Source organism: Paraglaciecola chathamensis S18K6 (genome assembly GCA_000314955.1).
GTDB lineage: Bacteria > Pseudomonadota > Gammaproteobacteria > Enterobacterales > Alteromonadaceae > Paraglaciecola > Paraglaciecola chathamensis.
In genome coordinates this window covers 173079-193696 of the sequence record BAEM01000034.1, presented here as the reverse complement: position 1 = coordinate 193696, position 20618 = coordinate 173079, and the positions used below count along the sequence as shown (strand labels likewise).

Sequence of the window (20618 nt, the reverse complement as noted above, 5' to 3'; positions counted from 1 at the left end):
ACTTGTATTGCGCGTTAGTTACGCATCTTAATTACTTTCGCAGGATTTCCAGCAACAATAGCAAAATCAGGTACATCCTCTATGACCACTGAGCCTGCTGCGACGATGGCCTTGTTGCCCACATTTGCCATAACGAGCGCACCATTTCCAATCCAACAATCCTTTCCAATAGAAATCTTGGAAAAGACGCCTCCTTGATTTTTTATGGGACGTGTTAGGTCATCAAAATTGTGCTGGCCTTTACCGCTTAATATGTGCACAGCACTGCCTATCAAGGTGTCCACTCCAATTGTGCAGGTACCAATATTACACTGCGGCCCTATGTATACACCAGAGCCTATCTCGATGTCTGATTGAGAGAATAATGCGGAGAAAGAAAATACGACATCATGACCGCAGCTGGCGAGCGATAGTTTATAAAAGGCGAGTCGTATTTGGTTGCCAACGAAACCGGGTAAAAGACTAAAAAAGTGCGAGTAACTTGAAAAAACACGGTCATTATTCATGATAGTGCAAGTCAAGCGGTAGGACAGGTATATCGGGGCAACAAGAAGCTTGCAGACTATTCCTGCTGCCCATTTTAAGAATGTTTTCATTTGTCGGTTTGGCTCGGTGAGAAGGAATCGGCTTGATTCATTGAAAGCTTTTTTTCAAAAGGGTGCAATATACTTTCCCAAGTATAGTGTTGTTGAATTAATTGCAGCGCATTATTAGCAATACGGGTGTAATGATCAGGAAGTTGAAATAATTTTTCGAGCTGTAGTATAAAATCGCTACTTTTTTCTGCCAATAGAATACTTTGATTATCAGAACAACGTATCCCTTCAGCCCCCATAGGAGTAGATATAACAGGTAGGCCACAGGCAAAGGCTTGAAGTACTTTATTTTGCACTCCCCTTGCTATTCTAAAAGGCGCAACGAACACATTTGCTCTGTTAAAATACGGTTTAATATCGTCCACGAATCCTGTTACGGTTATCCCTCTCATATTTCCCAATGCTATTATTTTATCAGTTGGGTCCATGCCGGCAATAATAAATTCAGCACTGGGCCATATATGCACAATATCTTTCCAAACATTTTCCACGAACCAAAGGACAGCATCTACATTAGGGGAATAATTCATTACACCCGTGAACAATAATATCGGGCTTTCACGAAAACGAGGAGCATCAGGGGGGCAAAATCCAACTATATCAATACCATTTTCAATTGCGCAAATATCTCCTAGTTCTGGTGCTCCTTCCTTAAATAATGCGACTTCAGTCTCTGTTATGAAAAAGCAAGTATTGAAGTGAGCTGCAACCTGTAGCTCCAATGTTGAAATGAGATTTCTTTCGCGGGTGTACAACAGTTTCATAGGCAGAGAAGAGCGCTGAGCATATTGCCGCCATTTATCAGAATCTAAATCCATAAAATCCATGAAAAGTCTCAATTTTCTATCCCTAATTACTTTAGCTTGGCTATTAAAAACATACTCAGCCATGCTCGATGCTGTGCACACTAAGGCACTAAATTCGTGTTCGTCCAGCAGTTTATCTAAGCCTTTTTGTAGATCTGCACTGGAAAAATTAGCGACGCTCAACGCCTTTCCTTGCACAAAACCCGACATAAGGCGGAGAAGCTTTGGTGGGAGCCTGAAGCTGTGGACGTTAACACCGTATTGAGCCTTTAATTCAGTGAAGTAGGGCACCTCAGCGCTTTCTTCATAGGGAGAAATCACGGTTACTTCGTGGCCCTTTTGCAGCAAATACTCAATTTGATGAAAGGTCCTAATTTTCTCGCCTTTATTCGGCGGAAAAGGTACGCGATGGGACAAATATAGTATTTTCAAAATAGAGTTCCGATTCGTAAAATGGCGGAAAAACAGTAGATTAGACGTATATTAACCGGAGTGTTCAGCATATTAAAGTACAATTCAAGTTTGCAAAACTCCCTTAAAATTGCCTTTATTTTAATAATCGCGAAAAAAGTTTAATTTATTGACTAAGCAGAAACAAAGATCGCTTTTAGAGTATCAACTGTTTCTGGTATTACGTTATCGAACCACTTAAGATGGCAATTTGAAGGGCACAAGTTGTTGTTTGATTTTGTACTGAGTTCGATTTAATGAATTCCTGTAGATAATCGCTGTTTAAGTAAAATATTATGAACCAGTAGAAAGTAGAACTCAGTGCTTTCTAAGGATTCCAAGTAGATAAACTACTCTGATAAGGTTAAGGATTAAAGGAAAAATGATCGATTTTTCTGTCGCAATACACTCATACAATAGAGAAGAATTTATTGTTGAAACAGTTGAAAGCGTTTTAAATCAAACATTAGCACCGCAAGAAGTCATTGTGGTAGACGATGGCTCATTCGACAATACAGAGGCTGTCCTAGAACCATACTCAGATCGGATTGTGTACAAAAAAATAGCGAATGTAGGCTGCGGGACATCGCGTAAAGTAGCGGTTGAGTACTGTCAGAATAAATGGATCGCATGCAATGACGACGATGATATTTGGTTACCAACGCATTTAGAATCGTTATCTAATACGATTAAGTCATTTCCAAAAGCAGAATATGTTTTTTCCAATCACACGCAATTTGGCGACAGAGCAATAGCAAATTACGATCACTTTGCTACAGCGCCATCTGGATGGTGGGAAGGTGTTTCCCAATGTGTTGATATGGATAAAATATTGCTAACGGAAGATGCATTTTTAGACTTTCTAACATTTAATCCTTCTTTCCCATCCGCTTGGGCGTTTACTAAACAGGCCTATTTCAAGGCTGGAGGGATAGATGATAAATACAGTCGAATGAATTCAGAGGATTCTGATTTTACAAGGCGCATATTACTAGCAACGCAGGGGGCATGCACAAGTCAAAAAACGGTTAAATTACGTCGTCACGGAAAAAACATGTCTGATAATTTCGTTGCTAATTTGAAAGGCAAAGCTTTGATTCTTGAGGATATAGTGGCAAAAGGTATTGTACCTGATAGATATCTGTCTCGGACAGTAGCAACTATTAACCAATCTAAAATCCAAGCATTCAGACACCTCTATTGGCAAGGAGAGCATCGAGAGTCTGTTAGCTATGCCAAGGAAAGCAATATCAAACTCTCAATCAAAGATAGACTCAGAATGATGAATGCGCGGTTTCAGAAGTCTTAGATTGGAGGGAATTATTCTAGCGAGACGTCATTTAAAACACGAAACAGGGTTTTTAGGTGTCAGCGCAAAATTAGTTTAATATTTCGCTTCAGCTTTATTTGAAGTGGATCACAGACCGAAAGAGAAGGATAAATGAATTTAAAGGACCAAGACTTGCCCAATTTTATCTGTATAGGCTCACAGCGCGCAGGTACAACGTGGCTACATAACTGTTTAGATGAGCACCCTGAGGTATTTGTACCTGCAGAGAAGGAGCTGCACTTTTTTGATCGCTTCTACGATACTGGATTAGCGAGCTATACAAAGCGCTTTACACTAGCACAGCGAGGACCGACTAAAACTTGGGGAGAACTAACACCCAATTATTATCAAGAACCTCAAGCTCTTGAGCGTATAAAGCGAGACATTCCTGATGTGAAAATTATTTATATCCTACGGCAGCCGGCGGAACGCGCATTTTCTCAGTATCAACTTTATTCGCAAGGTCAGTTTTCTGGGATGAGCTTTGAGGAAGTGATAGCAAATAAGGAGTTTGTTACGGATTTGAGTATGCAGGGCAAGCATTTACAGCGGCTATATTCATTGTTCGATAGGTCTCAGGTGCTAGTTTTATTCTATGATGAGTTATCTCAGTCACCGGATACTTTCCTAAAAAGAGTTTTTACATTTTTGCAAGTAGATCCTAATTTTATGCCAAGTACTTTGAATAAACGGATCAATAGAGTTGTTTTGCCTGATCTGCAAGCGCGATTAGCCAAATGGAAGCTGACTTGGGTGATCGAATTAGTTAAAGCATCCCCAATAGCCGAGTGGGTGAAAGAGGTTGCGCACAAAAAATCAGACAAGCTAGGAAAATCTGCTTTTCCTGACGCTCTTAGAGGTCGATTCGATGACGATATAAAACTAATAGAACAGCAATTAGACATCAACTTAAATCATTGGCGTTAGTTTGTTATCTTTCGAAGGAGCTAGGTGGATGAATTTTAAACGTCGTACCCTCAATGTAGTATTCATAGTAATAACACTTCTTTTTTCTATTCCTAAAGCCTTGGGCCAGGAATTAATTTGGGAAAACGTTAAATATTTGGGTGGATTTACTCTGCCGCACGTTCCCAATGATCCCATATCGAACTTCAGTTATGCCGCTGGCGCATTTGCTATAAGTGAAGACGGTAATTCAGTTTTTATTGTGGGCCATACGCGTGACCAAGCTATTGCTGAATTAAACATTCCTGAATTTACTGGTCGAGGCAATATTAAAGACATGAAAAGAGCTTCATTCAAACAGGGCTTTAGCAAACTATTTACGAAGGTAAGAGATAGGAATAGTCAGAAGATTAATCGTATTACTGGCATGAAAGTTATTGAGGGACAGTTATTTGTGAATGCGATGACCTACTACGATGGTGGCTCGGATAACACTCACACTACCCTAATATTAAGAACGCCGGATGATTTAGAGGCCTCAAAAGTAGCAGGCTTTTTTGAAACAAGGGGGGCTGCCCATACTACAGGTTGGATTTCGCCTGTTCCGAAACAATATCAAATGGCACTTAAAAGTGAATATTTAGTAGGCAATGCCAGTAATTTTCCCATCACTAGTCGCAGTAGTGTTGGCCCTTCTTTATTTACCTTTAATCCTTTTGGTGTGCTTGATAAAAGTATTAACAGTGGAATGATAATCACTGAAACGGTATTGGATTTTTCTTTAAAGCATCCGATGCATGCAGATTTGTATAATGAGAAAAAAAGCAATGATATCTGGACAATTACCTCTAAGGCTTTCGTGGGTTTTATATCCCAAACGGAAGAATATATAGTTGTTGGCTCGTCGGCGGGTCATAAGAGGGGATTAGGTTATAAAATAAAACAACTCAATGGGCGCCTATGCGGTGGGCCATGTCCGCTCGATCCAAAAGACGAGTATAATTATTTTTGGATATGGGAAATGGATCGTCTCATTAAGCGAGATGATGCAATGACCTCAAGTCACAATATTCAACCTAGTCGCTATGGTAATCTGACACTGCCCCATCTCAATGGACTGGTAATAGGTGGGTATTTTGATTCAGCAAGTAATCGACTTTATTTACTAGAATCAAATGCTGATCGTAAAAGCAAATATGTAATATTGCCAGTGATGAGAATATATCAACTTCCTCCTCTGCAATCCGCTAAGTAAATGAACCAATATGTGCAATAAAAGCGGCTTCGTATTTACTCAGAATAAATGATTCTATTTCTACTACGTTCTGATGCTCGAAGTCCAATTTGACAATTTCCGAGCTCTTCAATCCGCTGTGTTCGTACTGACGCCGGTTTATATACTCTTGAGGGGAAAGGCTAGAAAGTTGTTGCCATGCGAGATAAAACTGGTAGTAATCTAGGTTTTTCGCTTGCTTTGGCAGAGCATTGGATTGCTTAGCGGCAGAGGTAAATGCGGCTCCTGAAGTGCTTATTAATAATGAACCAAGACATAACGCTCGACGCATACGATTCACTTGTTGGTCGTTTTTCATACGATAGCCTCTGTTAGTAGGTGTTCAGCTAGTTTGATGGTTAACGCAGTTATGGTTAAGGTTGGCGGCACGTGGCTTCCTGTAGGAAACACAGAGCTACCTGCAATGTATAAGTTGCTCGTATTGAAAACTTTTAAGTTTTTATCTACCACACCGCTCTGAACGTTATCTGCCATTCGAGTTGTACCCATGTGGTGATGACTGAAGAAAAGTTTTTCACTGCGTAAACGTTCTTCGTATTCCTTCATCACTTTCAGCCTTCCAACGTTTAATCTTCCTATTTCTTTAGCCATCACATCTAGGGCCTTCCACATTCTACTTATGTCATCATCATGCAGAGTCCATTCGATTTTAATTTTTTTCAATCCTAACTTATCTACCTCATCGGATAAAAATACCTTGTTATCGTACTTAGGTGTCTGTTCAATCATTATGGCTAAATCATATCCACCAAAGTCATCAGCGTAATCAAACAATTTACTACTGAATGTTTTACGCGAAACTGCCTCAGCCACCATGTCTATGTCACCCAGTACATTTATCATGTGTTGACCAAAATAGTCAGGAATAGTCTCTTGCTCTATCGCTGAGCCCAAAACATGAAACGATTCGATACCTTCTGAAATAACGAAGTTTGACTCTTCAAAAAGTGGAACACGTATATTACTGATTTCTTCTTGGCTAAGTGTGGATTCATTCATCTCGATAAAGCCATTGATAAAGCGCTTGTCAATTTGTTCGCGCATAGTGAAAAGAGCAAAGTCCTCTTTCTTTTTTGGATAGAGCTTCGCGGCACGTAAAACGGGGTGATCCATGAAATAATGCCCAACATTTTTAGACTTGTTCCCTAAAGCGTCCTTATATTTTTCGTTGAATATCAGCATGTAACGCGCATTTTCAATACCACCTAGACATAAGATAAAGGTGTCTGCAGCAACAGTATGTTTCACACCTGAATAATTAAAAAAGTCGATGGATTCAACAGTCAAACTTTGCGCATTAAAGCTTAAGTCGACTAAATTTGCATTTTTAAATATGGTGACATTTTGCGATTCTTTTAGAGGCACGCCGTATTTGGAGAAAAAATGTACAGGAGGAATAGCTGCTTTCACTATATTAGCGTTGATTTTTTGCGACGACTCGAAGATGTCTGATTTGCCAAAGTGCTTAGACCAATGAGTTGTTTTATATCCGTCACTGCCCGTCCCGCAGTAAAGTGCTGCACGGCTATAGAAAGGCTTAACTTCATCGAAGCTGATTGGCCATCCGCTGTGGGCAATCCAATCTTTTGTTTTAAAGTCGCTGGGGCGGAATTCAGACGTGCTATTCTCCCAATGGTTACTAGAGCCACCTAGAAACCGTAATCGGTCATAAGTAGGATCTTCATATTCGGTGGGTTGCACAGCGGGCGAATATAGATTTTGCGACTCCATTGTAAAGGTTTCATCTCCTCCTTCGACAATACATACGCGTTTGCCCGACGCCAATAATTCATTGGCAAGTGTGATGCCGGCAACCCCACCTCCGAGGATACAATAATCGTATACGTGATTTGTAGAGTCGGACAAAGTGTTTGCGTCGATAATCATGTTTTTACCTTCAGTTCCTTTTGAGACTGGGATGAATATTGCTTAAATAAGGTGATTAAAACTGCAGTAAGCCCCCACAGTAACCAAATAATATCGTTATATGCCATTGCATAAAATGAAGAACCAATCAGAAAGACCGTAATGGCGGCAATAAGTAGGTTTGCAGCATTAACATAAAATTCATCTTGTTCCTTATTAATAGGGGTTAGCTTCACCGATTTTCGAATGTAAAATAATTTTTTAATGGAGATGACATACAAAAGGATCCAACTTAGAGCGCCTAAATAACCTATCTCAGATATCACTTCAAAGTGAGCGCTGTGAACGGTTCTGTACATACCATATTTACCAAATGAGCTGTCATAAATTGGGTAGTAGGTGTTATAGCAACCAGGTCCCACACCTAGTGGATTATCGGCAACCATTTCCATTGCTATGCCCCAAAAGTGAGGCCGAGAAGCCGCTGAATCATCTAATTCTTCATCTTCGACGAATGCACTCGCAATGCGATCCTTATAGCCATCTGGTAATCCGATGACACTCAAACCTAAAACACCAATGATGCCCATGATGAGAATGTGTTTAAACTTCAATAAGCTCGATAAGCTAAACCAAAGAGCAAGGCCTAAGAACATGGCTAAAGCTGAGCCCCTTGAAAATAGGGTTATCACGTTATAGATGATACCTATGCAAACGATTGGACCGAATAATTTTATAAGTTTCAGTGTTCTTTGTGAGCGAACCAAATTTGGTAAGTAAAATAGCGCATTTTTGGCATAAGCCATTTTTATGATGAAAAGGTTAAAGAATAGTAATACTGCAGAACCAAATGCAAAACCGTTACTGCCGGCAAACAATCCCTGCATTGTAGAGGCTCCGTAATAGGTGCCGCCCATGCCTAGCATTCCGAGCAAACCAGCTTTACCAGCATGAAACGCTAGGGATAAGCCTACAACTGCAACAATCCAGCAAAAACGCTGTTCGCTATCTGTCACTCTGATAGTGAGGAAAATAGCTAGTAGTAATACAGCAAACTGTTGAAAATAACTAATTCTGAATCCAATAGGTATGCAAGATGATGTAAATTGAGTCACTACGGTTAGGACTAAGTAACCAAGTAGTAATTTGCTTATAGGGTCTTTGAACCTTGGCCACAGCCCTTGTAAGAAACAAGGGATGACGAATAATGCGATCGCGATAAGTGGGAGCTTAAGGCTGTTTATATTTCCCCAAACCCAATCTTGAGGTCTAAATATTCCAAACCACCAATAACCAACGGCTCCCGCAAAACGGCTCGTCAGTGCTGTGATTATTAAAATCATCGAAATGAGTAAAACGATAATGTCGCGCATTAAAATTTGGTCTTCTTTTTCGTGTTGTTGATAATTAGTGCTCTACGCGATTATTTGCTACTGAGTGTGCAGGGCTAATTTTCTCTTTTGTTTAATCTTCTGACGAATGTGTTCTATGGGCTTCTCAAGAACAAATATTAACAGCCAAGAAAACAAAAATAAAAACGGAAGGCTTATTAACATTAGGGTAAAGTCTGGGCGAATATACTGTTGACCAAAAAAATCCATCCCATTTAGAACCACCAACGCAACTTGGTAGTGAATAAGATAAATTGGATAGCTAAAATTGCCAAACCAGTTGTCTAGTTTTTTACTTATAAATGGTAGTGATTTTTTTTCTTTTAAAACGATGATCATCAGAACACAAAGTCCGAAATTGGAATAAAAAAACAAGTTGTCTAAGTCAAAAAATTCTTGTTTCACTTGTCTGCCTAAGTACCAGTTGAACAAGATAGCAGTTCCTAACGAATAGGGAAAAAAGGAATTCTTGGTCAGCCGATTGTTATTCATGAGCGCTTGCAGCGACTCTCGGTAATGGAATATGAGTGCTCCCACTGAAAAAGGAAGCGATGCGGCTGGTATTGTGTAGTAGCGATGCTCAAAGCCGAATTGAAAAAGTCCTATGACAACATGGTAAATAACACTTAATACGAACCAGCAAATGACCACTTTTTTATGTTTCGAAAGTCCCACACCTATTAAAATATAATAAAAAACTTCTACTGTAAGGGCCCAAGCTGGAGGAGTTAACCTAGGTGTCTCCCTGAATGGAAAAAATAAGAATAAGTTTTTTAGAGAGTCGATTAGATTATCTGGCAGAAACAGGGCCTTATGGTATTCGGCCGAATTTTGTTCGCCAACTAACATGATCAATATTATGGAAAATATAATGGAAGCCCAATACATAGGGTAAATACGTAAAAACCGATTGAATGCGTACTTCTTTAACCCAATTGCCTTGTAACCGTAGGTTTTTTGAATCACAAATGTCATTAAGTAACCGCTAAGTGCATAAAACCCAAATACAGCGTAAGAGCCAATATGTGGAATGCCGCCAATATGATAAAAAACGACCATCAATGCTAATACTGTCCTGTATGCCCCAAACATAAACTATTCCTTATGGCGTTTATACTCAATCAAGGAGCACCAATAACGTCCTTAAACGTCGAGTATACAGTTGAATTAAGATCGAAATAGTAAAAGTTGCGCATTATTGTTTCCTTACAAAAATAAATTTGCGATTGGGGTTACGAGGATATAGCCCACCATACGGTTCTCGGGATTTGCTTTAAGCGAGAGTATCTCAGCATGTTTTTGCATACCGCGAATAAAAGTCCAAATTTACGGCTTTTGAGTAACGGCTTTAAAACATGTGATGACCCATTCTCAATACGCTTTTGTACCGATAGAGCAAATTGCGGGGGCTTGCCTAACGCACTATAGTTATCAGCCAAAGAGATTAATGCGTATGCCGCTTGCGTATGAATCCCTTGAACTGTCGTTATTCCTTGCCCCACAAAATATTCGTTGGTTATCTTTGATACACAGACTATCGCACCCTTGGTCGCAACCTTAAATTGAAAATGGAAATCGTTAGCTGCGCGGTAATATTCAGACTCTTTCGATGCAAAAAAAGCTATGTCTCTTTTTACAGCGATGTTCATTGCAGCAGCTATGGGGTAATAATTATCGAAAAAGTGATCTAATGGAGCATTATTTACTAGGTAGCTTCCATCCATTTCTTTAACCCACAGAGGTGCAGACCAATCTACTTTCGACGGGTTTTTGACAACCGCGATAGCCGCAACACAAAGGGGATTTGCTTGTAGGGCGTCAAATAGAACTTGCAGTTTATCTGGGTAGGCAATATCGTCTGAATCGTTAAAAACAACAATATCTCCCTTGGCATGAGCGACACCCGTATGTCTCGCCGCAGCTGCGCCTTGATTTTCTTGCCTGATGACACGGATTTTCCCATCAACGTCGTGTAAGTTATTGCCCGTCCCATCAGTTGAACCGTCATCTACAATAACTATTTCGTAGCTGCCAGTGAAATCTTGCGACATTAAAGAATCAACAACAATCTGCAAGCGTTCGTAACGATTGAAAACTGGTACCACGATAGATACATCTAACTTTTCTTGGTCAATACACTTTGGATTCATTATTACGTTTTAGCTTTATTAAATAATTTACTTTTGACTTCCTTGATCACAATCGCAGAGTCTTCTTGTTTCGACAATAAGGTTAACCACAAAGTAGCGGATAAAATGATTGACGAAATTACATAACTATAACTTTGCCACCAGTTTTGGCCTAAATATAGTTTTATTAAACACAATGGAGCCGCGCTCACTATGAGTAATACGGCTGGTGGCTTTAACCAAGATAGGTAGGTATGCCAGTCGACCAGATTTTTACGATGTAATACGAGGACAAATAGCGCCACTCTTAACAAAGGTAAGGTCAGTGAAGTGAATATAATCATTACCATAAGTCCGTATTGCAGGAGTAATATACTGATAAGTATTCGCAAAACGTTGATAATCAATACTATTTTCATTAGCGCTTTCGCCATCCCGAGCCCCATTAGAATCGGCTCAATAGTTTGCACGCTGGAGGATAAAATACGCGATGCGCAAAATATTTGCAAAAAGTAACTAGAGGTCATCCACTTTTCGCCAAACAAAATCAATACCACTGGCTCCGCGCATAACCCTAGTACAGCATAAAAAGGCCATGCACAGCTTAACGCCAAAACGATGATGACTCTCATGCGTTGCATAAACCCTTCACCACTGCGTTTTAACTTTGAAGCATAGGGGGAGATAACCGGATTCAGTGCCTCTGTAAAAAGCTTATTAAAGAGAGAGGCTGTTGATGAGGCTCGATTAAATTGCCCTGTAATCTCAAGTGTGAAAAATTTACCAGAAAGGAGTTCCACAATATATGTACCGAAATGGCCAACGATCCCGTAAACACCGACAAATTTTGAATAGCTAAGTATTTTACGACTTTGACTTAACTTGGGCATTAAAGGCATATTGGCGGGGCGGTAAAACTGTAGTAACAAAGCTTGAACCACGGTTTGAATTAATGAGCCGTATACTAATGTGTACACACCGAAGTCACTGTAAGCCATTAATATCATAGCCAACACACTGATAAATTGACTCGAAGTGCCTGTGATTAGCGCGGGCTTAAAGTTCAACTCGCGTTTTAATAAGCAATCAATAATGGAACCAAAGGGAGCAAGGAATATATTCAATGAGAGCAATTGTAGTATATTGATTAGCTCAGACTGTTGATAAAAATTTGCTATAGGAGAGGCACTAAAAAACAGGGCGGCTCCAGAAATAAATGAGATCACGAGCAGAGTACCATAGGCACTTTGAATTATTTCTTGGGTTAAATTTTCTTCTTTAATCAGATAGTTATTAACACCGAACTCTTTTATGATTGAAGCTGTAACCATGAATATAAAGGCTATAGTATAGAGCCCATATTCCTCAGGGGTGATCAACCTTACTAAAACAATAGTGCTGATAAGTTGCAAAGCGATGTTTAGATACTTTGTTATAAACGAATACGCTAGGGCGGATCTAAGAGAGCCCTCATGTTTTGATTTACTCACTGATAAGCCACCGTAGTCAGTTTACCAACCGTTTCCCAAGACATCTTTTTAGCCTGCAAAAAATTAGCCTCTCCCATTTTTTGTAGCTTTAAATCGGTGAGTTTAGACACCTTATTCAAGACATTGGCAAGACTTTCTTCTTCTCCAAAGTAGAATGCCCCATTTGTTGGAACACAGCCAAACACCTTTGCCGATTCTGGCAAAATTAGGGGCTTAGCGTAAGACATGGCCAAAATTGTCGAGCCTGAAGTAAGGGTATCGCTGAAGGGTAAACAAATAATGTCTGATATTGCTAAATAATCGATCATTTTCTGCTCTGGGAGGAACTGAAAGTCAGTGCTTATTCTACTATTTGCTAGAGTCAATTGCGCTAATTGAGCTTTGTATTGTATCGAATTCGGATTGCCAGAGATAAGCAAGCGCGTATTATCGCCCTCTACTTTGGTGAAAGCCTCTATTAAGGTTTCTATGCCCTTGTATGGCCTTAGCACGCCGACATAACTGATCAATGTACCTGAATTTGGCAGACCATAGTGATCTCGCATGTTCATTTTGCTATTGCTTGGTTCTGGGTAACTGCCTATATAGTTACCATGAAAAATGATTTTTGACTTCGAACGGATATCAATATTAAGCATATTTGAAACTAATTCTTGTGCTTCGTTACTGTGAAAAATGACGCGATTTACCGATTTAGCGAACCATTTTCTAACGAGTAACTCTCGTTTAGTATTTAACTGCTGATGTGCCAATTTGTTATGCACGGTCCATACGACTTTCTTACCTCTTAATCTGACCAAAAAGACATCGATTATTAAGAGTGAAAATTTGATGTAAAAAACTAAGTTTGACTTGGTCCACATCAGTGGCTGGAGTATATCTATAATCCAGTGTACGTGAACGACATCTATATTTTTCAGTCCTTTGATGCTTCTGGTTAAGGGCAAAAGTGAACGCGAAAAAGGAATGAACGTCGTTTCTACGTGCTCCTTACTTAGAGCGCTAGCCAGAAGGGATTGATATGGATTAGCGTTACGGTAGTCCGGTAAATGGACAGCATAAGTTTTATTGTTTTTCATTTTGCCATTTTCTTAATATTTCAATACACATCATTTAGATTCATTAGCGTTGTTGTTTTAATAATAATCTTGCATCTGAGAAGTATTTTAAAAATCGCTTAGCACTCTCTTTATTTAAACAAGACATTTTATGGCAACCGAAGCTGTCTGCTAAATATTTATACTGGGTACTAAATCTCGCGCACTCCGTGCCTCTTGCGACGCGCCCGCCCGCTGAGAATATAAATACAGGCTCTTCGTTCGCGTTGTCTTCTTGCGCAGCTGCGTAGTGCAAAAACTGCCTCATTCTAGCGGGGCAATCTGGGGTGTCCTTTAATTGTCTTATATGAGCTTTATGAGCATGCGAGGAGCCAACGAAAACAAATAAATTGCTTATTAAATTGGCAATATATCGCGTTTTTTTATTTTTATGTTGGTCATAATTCCATTGCACCTTACAAATGCCCACCTGCATTCTAACTAGCAGTTTCGACACTAAACGCAGCTTAGGCACGAATAGTAATTCGTATGACGCTTTCATCCTAATTTTTCTCTTATTTGGGCGATATATTTGGTCATTAAACGTTTAAGAAAGAGACAGTTTTCGTTCCGTGGAGCCAACATTCGCACGATTAATGCCATGGCGGCCGCATATAAAGAGGTGAACACCCCTCCAGATATAAGAAGTATAACAACGCCTGATGAGTCGCTAACGCGGTTGATATATTGTACCCCTAAGACGCTTAAATAGGACACTGCTGCACAAATTAAACACCATATGCCCCAAGCGAACAGGGAGAAGTTCATCTGCACACGTATAAATAAAATTAATACACATGTAGCACCTATACCTAATAGTCCTCTATGCATTGCAAATTCGGATAAAACTGTGTCGCCGAGCACTAATAATCCGGAGCATATTAATATTAGGCTTGCGATGTCAAACACAAGTAATTTAGCAACCCATCCTTTTGCAATCATGATTTGTTCGAACAATACGATAAAGGGGATATAAAGCACCAGTAAAGATAATCGACTGAGCAATATGTAACTGTCGCTCCACTGTTCTCCCAAAATAGTATCGATAAGGGGGGCTGGAAAATACCAAATATAAAAAACGATGGGAATTGTGAGCATAGTTGTGACTAAGAGAGAAAATTCTAACTGTCTGCCTAAGCTGTTCCCACTATGATGTTTGGCACTGAACGTCGCGAGTAAAGGCTGGATTGCAGGGGTCAATAAGTTTTGGCTTGGTAACATTACAATATCACGAGAAAGGTAGTATCTGCCAAGATCACGAGCGTTAAAAAGGCTCGATACAATAAACGTATCAATTTGTGAACGAGTATATCCGATAATATTTTTAGCTAATATCCATCTTGAAAATAACCATTGCTGCTTTATATTTTTCAGTGAAAAAGATGGCCGAAAAGTATGCACAATGTAAGAGCCGAATGTAAAAATCAACGCCGATGTAATATCTCCGATAATGAGCGCCCAAAAACTGGGATAAATCCAAATCATTAGCATCACAGCACAAAATGAACCAAGACGCTGAAATATCGTTAAGAAGAATAATTGCTTGTACACTAATTCACGTTGAAAACGTAGTATTCCTGAATTGCGCAACGCGCGTATCGGCAAAACGCACGTCGCAACCAAAAGTGCGCCAGTGAGTTGCATTTCAGAGTAGAAACTATTGATGAATGGTATGCATAGAACGAGGAGGAGTGTAAGGCAACTTTTTATCAGTATATTGATGGTCCAGGCTGCGTCTAAATCCTTATCAGAAACCTCTTTTTTCTGAATAATATACTGTTCATTGCCTAAGTCAGAGAGGACATCAAAGAAATAAATCACCATAGATATGATTGCAGCGATAGCAAAATCTTGTGGTGTGAGTACGCGCGCTAAAATCACAATGCTGATTAAACCAACAGAGCGTTGAAAGAATTTACCGGCTATTAACAGAGATGCACTATTAATAAGTTTGCTGGATGCATTGTTCATAACATGACGTTATCCGTCGGATTTTTCACAATTTATTGAACTCTGTCGCTATCTTTTCACTCAGCACGGACCAATCCAACGTTTGTTGAACGTGCTTCCTGCCTGCTATGCCCATATTTTCTCTCAGAGAATGGTTTTCGAGTAGGTGGCATATCTTCTCAGCTAATGCTTGAGGCTGAGTGCAATCTACTATAAATCCTGTTTCGCCTACTAACATAGTTTCCGCAGTGCCTCCTGAGTCCCCAGCGATGACGGGGCGTTCACATGCTTGCGCTTCTACTAGCACCATACCGAAACCTTCGATATCGCTGCCTACGGTGCGATTTGGCAGAACAAATACATCACATTGCTGATAGCACTGGATCATTTGTTCATCATTCAGCTCAGACATGAACAGTACCTGCTCTTCAAGTTTTAGTTCTTTAACAAGATCATGTAAGGCGCTCTTGCGTTCGCCCTCGCCTATTATCGCGTATAGGGTATTAGGAATGCGTTCTATGATGCTAGGCAATGCTTCGATGAGTTTGTCATGCCCCTTACGCTCTTGTAGGCGCCCAACAGTGAGCACCACTTTTTTATCTTCCCAGCCCAATTGTGATTTTACCTCTTGTGAGTGGGGAGCAGGGATGAATAAACTTGCGTCTACACCGGGATTGAATACCATGGTTTTTGCGGGATCGGTTTGCCATTTATCGAGTAATATGTCAGCCGTATTCTGGCTATTAGCGATAAGTCGAGTCGCGCCACCAAGTGCTTTATTAACAATCCAGCTTAATTCTCGGCTGGTCGCTGCTGTTTCCACATCCTCACCGTGAACATAGCAAATATACGGGATACCCTTTATTTTACTGATAAGGAAACCAATAAAACCTTCAGGTAAACAGCGTCCGCAGTGAATGATCTCGATGTCATTTTGCTTAATAACGTTTAATACCGCTCGCAGCGCGCTAAAATAGTATTTTAGCCCCGTCAGGCTTTTCAAGCCCCAGCTCCATGAGCTAAGTGGTAAGCGATATGTTTTGAGTGGACTCGTAGTATCGACGTCATCGCTTTTATCATCTTGCCCTGCAGCTACAACCACATCACCTTTTGCTATGCGTGTGTAGACTTCCCAGAACCAACGGCCAGTCCCACCCTTAACGGGGGGAAATATTTCACTCAATAATAAGGTTTTTTTCATCGTAATTGTTCCGGGATTGGACGCTCATTGAGCATCACTGACAAATTCTGTTCACATATATGTTCGTGTTTGGCAAACCAGCTTTCATCGGCGTATTTACGCCAGCGCTCAGCCGGAGGCGCTTTAATGACGCTGACTAAGGATTCAACGTTACTCGTGTCCATAGTTAATTTATTAAACATATCTGAAATGACTGTTTCAGGAGTGGTTGTGAGATTTTCAAAACTAAAACTCATATCTGAAAGTGTTAGACCATATAGATAGGAAAGTTTCCACAAATAATAAAAGCGCTGATAAGGATGAGGTGTGTTTCTTTTGTCCAGCACAGGATAATGTTTCGCCAGATCGCGACACCACACGTCTAAATAAAAAGCATCTCGATAAGTATGCTGAACATCATCTTTATTCATGAGGTGCTGATCAGTCAGAAATGAGCACCATTGATCTCTTGGGTGGCGATACAGATGTAAAATTTTTGCGTTAGGGAAGTGCTGTTTTATCCAGGGCAGACGAAAATCGATACGATTAAATTGCAATACGGGGCGCCCTGGCGCAGCTTCAACCATTTGCTCAATAAATAGTTTCATCTGCGGCTCCCATGACTGGGCTGACATATATAAGTTTTTACGGATCCAATCTTCGTTGTAGGTGTTACTTAACTGATTAAGCCCATCGTATTCCGCCCAATAATCATCTACGCCCCGATGCGTATTATCAACATTGTCGCCGCGTAGTTTTTCATTGAACCATTGTCGCTCGTTAAATGGCTCATAGTAGGCACTGCAATTTGGGGTCTGCCTAAATAGGTTCCACAGAAGCGTTGAACCACTTCTAAAGCGGCTGGTGATAAAAATAATATCGTCTCGCTCAGAGGCTCTACTAATAGGTGTCGTTGGCTCTAATGCATATGGTGAGGTTATGTTATTTAGTGAAGGTAAGGATCGGGCACATTGCAGCACATTGTCCTCAAGCTGTTTTTCTATTGAGGGTTGTTGCAATAGTTTTGCAGCCACATTGACCATTACTTTTTTAAGTGTTTTCTTCATAGTCTATTCCTGACTACCTGAAAGTAATCGCAAATAAAGCCGTTCATATTCGAGGGTCATATTGTTAATACCGAATGTATTTATAAACCGCTCTTTAGACGCGCGGCCAAACGCTTCTTGTAGTGGTTTGTTTTGTGCAAGCGTTATCATTGCATCGGCAAATGCCTGTTCGTCGTCATTTGGCGTGACGAACCCTGTTTCATTTTGTATTACGATTTCTGGATTGCCGCCTGCGTGAGTCACAATACAAGGTTTACCCAAAGACATGGCTTCTAGTAGTGTCATGGAAGTGCCTTCACTTAGTGATGGCAGTAAATAGATGTCCATTAATGCCAAATGACCATGGGGCTTTGGCTCATACCCAGTCATGAATACGTGTTGGGATAAATCAAGTTCGTTTATCAGCGCTTCAGTATTTGCTCGCTCATCACCATCGCCTACAATCATCAATTTGGCGTTTATGCCATTTTCAATGACACGTTTGAAAGCGCGCAGCATCATGCTGTGGTTTTTTATTGGGTCTAGCCGCGCAATCGTGCCGAAGAGAGTGCATTGCTCTGCTATGGGATATTGTTGTTTCAAGCTTTCTAATTGCGACGGTTCTGGCTCCACGCCGATAATGCCGTTGTATACCACTTCAATATCGCGTTTGGGTATAAACTCGAATTCTACCAGAGCGTCTCGTGTTGCCGCTGATATTGCCGTCGTTGCATGAGTGAATCGGTGCAAGAGGGGGTTAATTACCTTACGCTTCCAAGTGGTAGAATCAGGATAAAAGCGACCATGTTCGGTGAAAATGACTTTCGCTGGAGTCATTAGCGCACCTAACGCACCATAAACGTACGGGGTATATTGGTGACAATGGATAATATCAATCTTGTGCGCTTTGATGTGTTGACGTATTTGACTTATCAGGCTGGCATCAAAGCCGGGTTTGCGGCTTAGGGCTTCTATGTGAATCTCCTGATTAACTAAGTCTTCAGCAAACGGACCTAGAGGGGATTCGATACACAAAACCGACATAGTGAAACGTGAGGCATCAGTGCCTAAAATAAGGTTTTTAATAACCTGCTCGGTGCCGCCTATACGCATATCATAAGTGAGGTGAAGAATATTCATCAAAATCTAGTTAACCATCGGATTTGGGGTTTCTTGTTGTGATTGAATATAGCGGAACCACCACATTTGAAACATTAACATGCTCCACAATACGGTACTGTGATCGGCTTTTTCTTCTTGGTGTTGTTGCCAAAGTTGTTTAACCACATCCATATCAAAATATTGCTGTATACCTTGCGCTTTGCTGAACAGGTAGTCTTCCGTTAGTTCTTTAATTTCTTCTCTAAGCCAGGTGGCAAGGGGAACGGAAAAGCCCATCTTCTTACGATATAGGATATCGTCTGGCAACACGGGCTTGAATGCTTCTTTGAGGATGAACTTTTTCTCGCCATCTCGGTACTTTAAATCAGACGGCAGGGTTGCGGAAAATTCAACCACGTCTTTATCTAGCAGTGGTGCACGTACTTCTAATGAGTGGGCCATACTCATGCGATCGACCTTGACTAAAATCCCCCCTGGTAAGTAGGTTTTCATGTCGGTGTACAGAATCTTCGATAGATGGTCATTGCCATCGGCTTTATTATAATTTTCCAGCGTCACTTCGCTTGGATGATAGGCCCCTAGTTTTGTTTTCGTCTCCGGTGTGGCCAAACGCTGCCAAAGACGATCATCAATCATCGAATTGGTGATATAGAAACCCATGGCGGGGTCTAGGCTTAAGCTTGTCAGCAGTGACTTTGCTTTTCTAAAAAGTGGGTGCTCACTTTTAGTAAACAGATTTGCCAGTTTAGGGAACACTTTTTTACGTAGGGCTTCAGGAAAACGCTCACGTAATTTGTTTTCTAGTGCGTCTGTGGTGTATTTTTCATAGCCTGCGAACACTTCGTCGCCCCCGTCTCCGGCAATCGCTACCGTGACTTGAGAGCGCGCTAATTGAGACACAAAATAGGTAGGTACTAGGGATGGATCGGCAAAGGGTTCATCGAAATAACCAACGATCTCTTCGAGGTTATCTTTTACATTCTGGTGAACGGTAAATTCGTGGTGTTCGGTGTTATATTTATCAGCGACTATTTTCGCAAACTCGGTTTCATTGAATCGCTTTTCATCAAAGCCTATTGAGCAGGTTTTAACGGGAGTCGCGCTGTTGAGTGCCATCATAGCGACCACGCCGCTAGAGTCGATTCCGCCACTTAGAAATGCCCCTAAAGGTACATCACTGACCATGCGTGAACAGGTTTTTTCTGCTGCTAAATCGTACAGTGCTTTTGTCAGCTCAACTTGGGATTTATCACTGGTTTGTTTAAAAGAAACATCCCAATATTGTTCTATCTGAATGCCTTCTTGTGATACCCACATGTAGTGAGCCGGGGGCAATTTATGGATATCGGTAAAAATCGTTTTCGGGTCGGGCACATACTGGTAAGCAAAGAAGTCGTGCACTGCGTCAAGCCTGACTTTCCTTGATACATCAGGAAGGGTCAACAACGCTTTAATTTCAGAAGCAAAAGCAAACTGGCTGTCAGTTTTAAGATAATAAAGCGGTTTTTTGCCCATACGATCCCGAGCAACTAGCAAACGCTTGGTGGTGGTGTCCCATAATGCGAAAGCGAACATGCCATTTAGCATGCTAAGCATGCTTTCACCATGAGCCGCGTATAAAGCGAGAATAACTTCGGTGTCTGTGTGGGTTTTAAATGGGTAGCCTTCTTTGGAAAGCGCGTCACGCAGCTCCTGAAAGTTATATATTTCCCCGTTAAAGGCAATGATATAGCGTTCGTCGTGGGAATACATGGGCTGCACTCCCGCTTCTGACAAGTCAATTATGGCTAGGCGGCGGTGCGCCAAACCAACGTGATCGTCTATGTATTCACCTCCGGCATCTGGGCCACGGTGATATATACTGTCACCCATTTTCTTAAGGGTTTGCTGGTTACCCATGTACCCACTAAATTGTGTAAACCCTGCAATACCGCACATAGATCGTTAGGCCTTGTTGTTAATGTT

The 20618-nt window shown here is 40.8% G+C and carries 17 protein-coding genes; 3 read left to right on the top strand and 14 right to left on the bottom strand.

Annotation, left to right across the window (positions count from 1 at the left end; all coding sequences use genetic code 11):
- Positions 1 to 14 precede the first annotated feature (14 nt).
- Together GCHA_RS13445 and GCHA_RS13440 are read right to left on the bottom strand one after the other, a co-directional pair.
- Positions 15 to 596, bottom strand: a complete 582-nt coding sequence (locus GCHA_RS13445) for an acyltransferase (protein WP_007989077.1) — start codon at positions 594 to 596, stop codon at positions 15 to 17.
- Positions 593 to 1834, bottom strand: a complete 1242-nt coding sequence (locus GCHA_RS13440; protein ID WP_007989075.1) for a TIGR03087 family PEP-CTERM/XrtA system glycosyltransferase — start codon at positions 1832 to 1834, stop codon at positions 593 to 595. Before GCHA_RS13440 ends, GCHA_RS13445 begins: the two co-directional genes overlap by 4 nt.
- Before the next feature lie 400 nt (positions 1835 to 2234).
- On the opposite strand from GCHA_RS13440, the gene GCHA_RS13435 reads away from it, so the two are divergent.
- From GCHA_RS13435 to GCHA_RS13425, 3 genes are all read left to right on the top strand, one after another.
- Positions 2235 to 3161 carry a glycosyltransferase family 2 protein gene (locus tag GCHA_RS13435; protein WP_007989073.1) on the top strand — a complete coding sequence of 309 codons (927 nt, stop codon included), beginning with the start codon at positions 2235 to 2237 and terminating at the stop codon, positions 3159 to 3161.
- A 132-nt stretch (positions 3162 to 3293) separates the two neighbouring features.
- Positions 3294 to 4109 carry a sulfotransferase family protein gene (locus tag GCHA_RS13430; RefSeq protein ID WP_007989072.1) on the top strand — a complete coding sequence of 272 codons (816 nt, stop codon included), beginning with the start codon at positions 3294 to 3296 and terminating at the stop codon, positions 4107 to 4109.
- A gap of 28 nt (positions 4110 to 4137) precedes the next feature.
- Complete coding sequence (locus tag GCHA_RS13425) at positions 4138 to 5343, top strand: hypothetical protein (protein ID WP_007989071.1); 1206 nt, start codon at positions 4138 to 4140, stop codon at positions 5341 to 5343.
- Here GCHA_RS13425 and GCHA_RS13420 read toward each other — a convergent pair.
- From GCHA_RS13420 to asnB, 12 genes are all read right to left on the bottom strand, one after another.
- Entirely contained in the window at positions 5336 to 5680 is a 345-nt protein-coding gene (locus GCHA_RS13420; RefSeq protein WP_007989070.1) for a hypothetical protein, read from the bottom strand. The two genes, GCHA_RS13425 and GCHA_RS13420, sit on opposite strands and share 8 nt — an antisense overlap.
- A complete protein-coding gene (locus tag GCHA_RS13415) occupies positions 5677 to 7269 on the bottom strand; it encodes a GMC oxidoreductase (protein WP_039992482.1) in 1593 nt (530 codons plus the stop codon). Before GCHA_RS13415 ends, GCHA_RS13420 begins: the two co-directional genes overlap by 4 nt.
- Positions 7266 to 8621, bottom strand: a complete 1356-nt coding sequence (locus GCHA_RS13410) for an O-antigen ligase family protein (protein WP_007989068.1) — start codon at positions 8619 to 8621, stop codon at positions 7266 to 7268. Before GCHA_RS13410 ends, GCHA_RS13415 begins: the two co-directional genes overlap by 4 nt.
- Before the next feature lie 57 nt (positions 8622 to 8678).
- Positions 8679 to 9731 (bottom strand): acyltransferase family protein, encoded by a 1053-nt coding sequence (locus GCHA_RS13405; protein ID WP_007989067.1) that lies wholly within the window; start codon positions 9729 to 9731, stop codon positions 8679 to 8681.
- 140 nt (positions 9732 to 9871) lie between these two features.
- Positions 9872 to 10789 (bottom strand): glycosyltransferase family 2 protein, encoded by a 918-nt coding sequence (locus tag GCHA_RS13400; RefSeq protein WP_007989066.1) that lies wholly within the window; start codon positions 10787 to 10789, stop codon positions 9872 to 9874.
- A 2-nt stretch (positions 10790 to 10791) separates the two neighbouring features.
- Entirely contained in the window at positions 10792 to 12258 is a 1467-nt protein-coding gene (locus GCHA_RS13395) for an oligosaccharide flippase family protein (protein WP_039992480.1), read from the bottom strand.
- Complete coding sequence (locus tag GCHA_RS13390; RefSeq protein ID WP_007989064.1) at positions 12255 to 13337, bottom strand: glycosyltransferase; 1083 nt, start codon at positions 13335 to 13337, stop codon at positions 12255 to 12257. Before GCHA_RS13390 ends, GCHA_RS13395 begins: the two co-directional genes overlap by 4 nt.
- Before the next feature lie 516 nt (positions 13338 to 13853).
- Positions 13854 to 15326, bottom strand: coding sequence for an oligosaccharide flippase family protein (locus GCHA_RS13380; RefSeq protein ID WP_007989061.1), 1473 nt, complete (start codon positions 15324 to 15326; stop codon positions 13854 to 13856).
- Between the two features lie 25 nt (positions 15327 to 15351).
- Positions 15352 to 16506, bottom strand: coding sequence for a glycosyltransferase family 4 protein (locus GCHA_RS13375; protein ID WP_007989060.1), 1155 nt, complete (start codon positions 16504 to 16506; stop codon positions 15352 to 15354).
- Positions 16503 to 17552 carry a sulfotransferase gene (locus GCHA_RS13370; protein WP_007989058.1) on the bottom strand — a complete coding sequence of 350 codons (1050 nt, stop codon included), beginning with the start codon at positions 17550 to 17552 and terminating at the stop codon, positions 16503 to 16505. The genes GCHA_RS13375 and GCHA_RS13370 overlap by 4 nt, the downstream gene beginning before the upstream one ends.
- Positions 17553 to 17555: 3 nt before the next feature.
- The gene (locus tag GCHA_RS13365) at positions 17556 to 18671 is read right to left on the bottom strand and encodes a glycosyltransferase (RefSeq protein ID WP_007989055.1); all 1116 of its coding nucleotides are present in this window, start codon (positions 18669 to 18671) and stop codon (positions 17556 to 17558) included.
- 6 nt (positions 18672 to 18677) lie between these two features.
- Positions 18678 to 20591: an asparagine synthase (glutamine-hydrolyzing) gene (gene asnB / locus GCHA_RS13360; RefSeq protein WP_007989053.1), complete on the bottom strand. Its 1914-nt coding sequence runs from the start codon at positions 20589 to 20591 to the stop codon at positions 18678 to 18680.
- Positions 20592 to 20618: the final 27 nt, after the last annotated feature.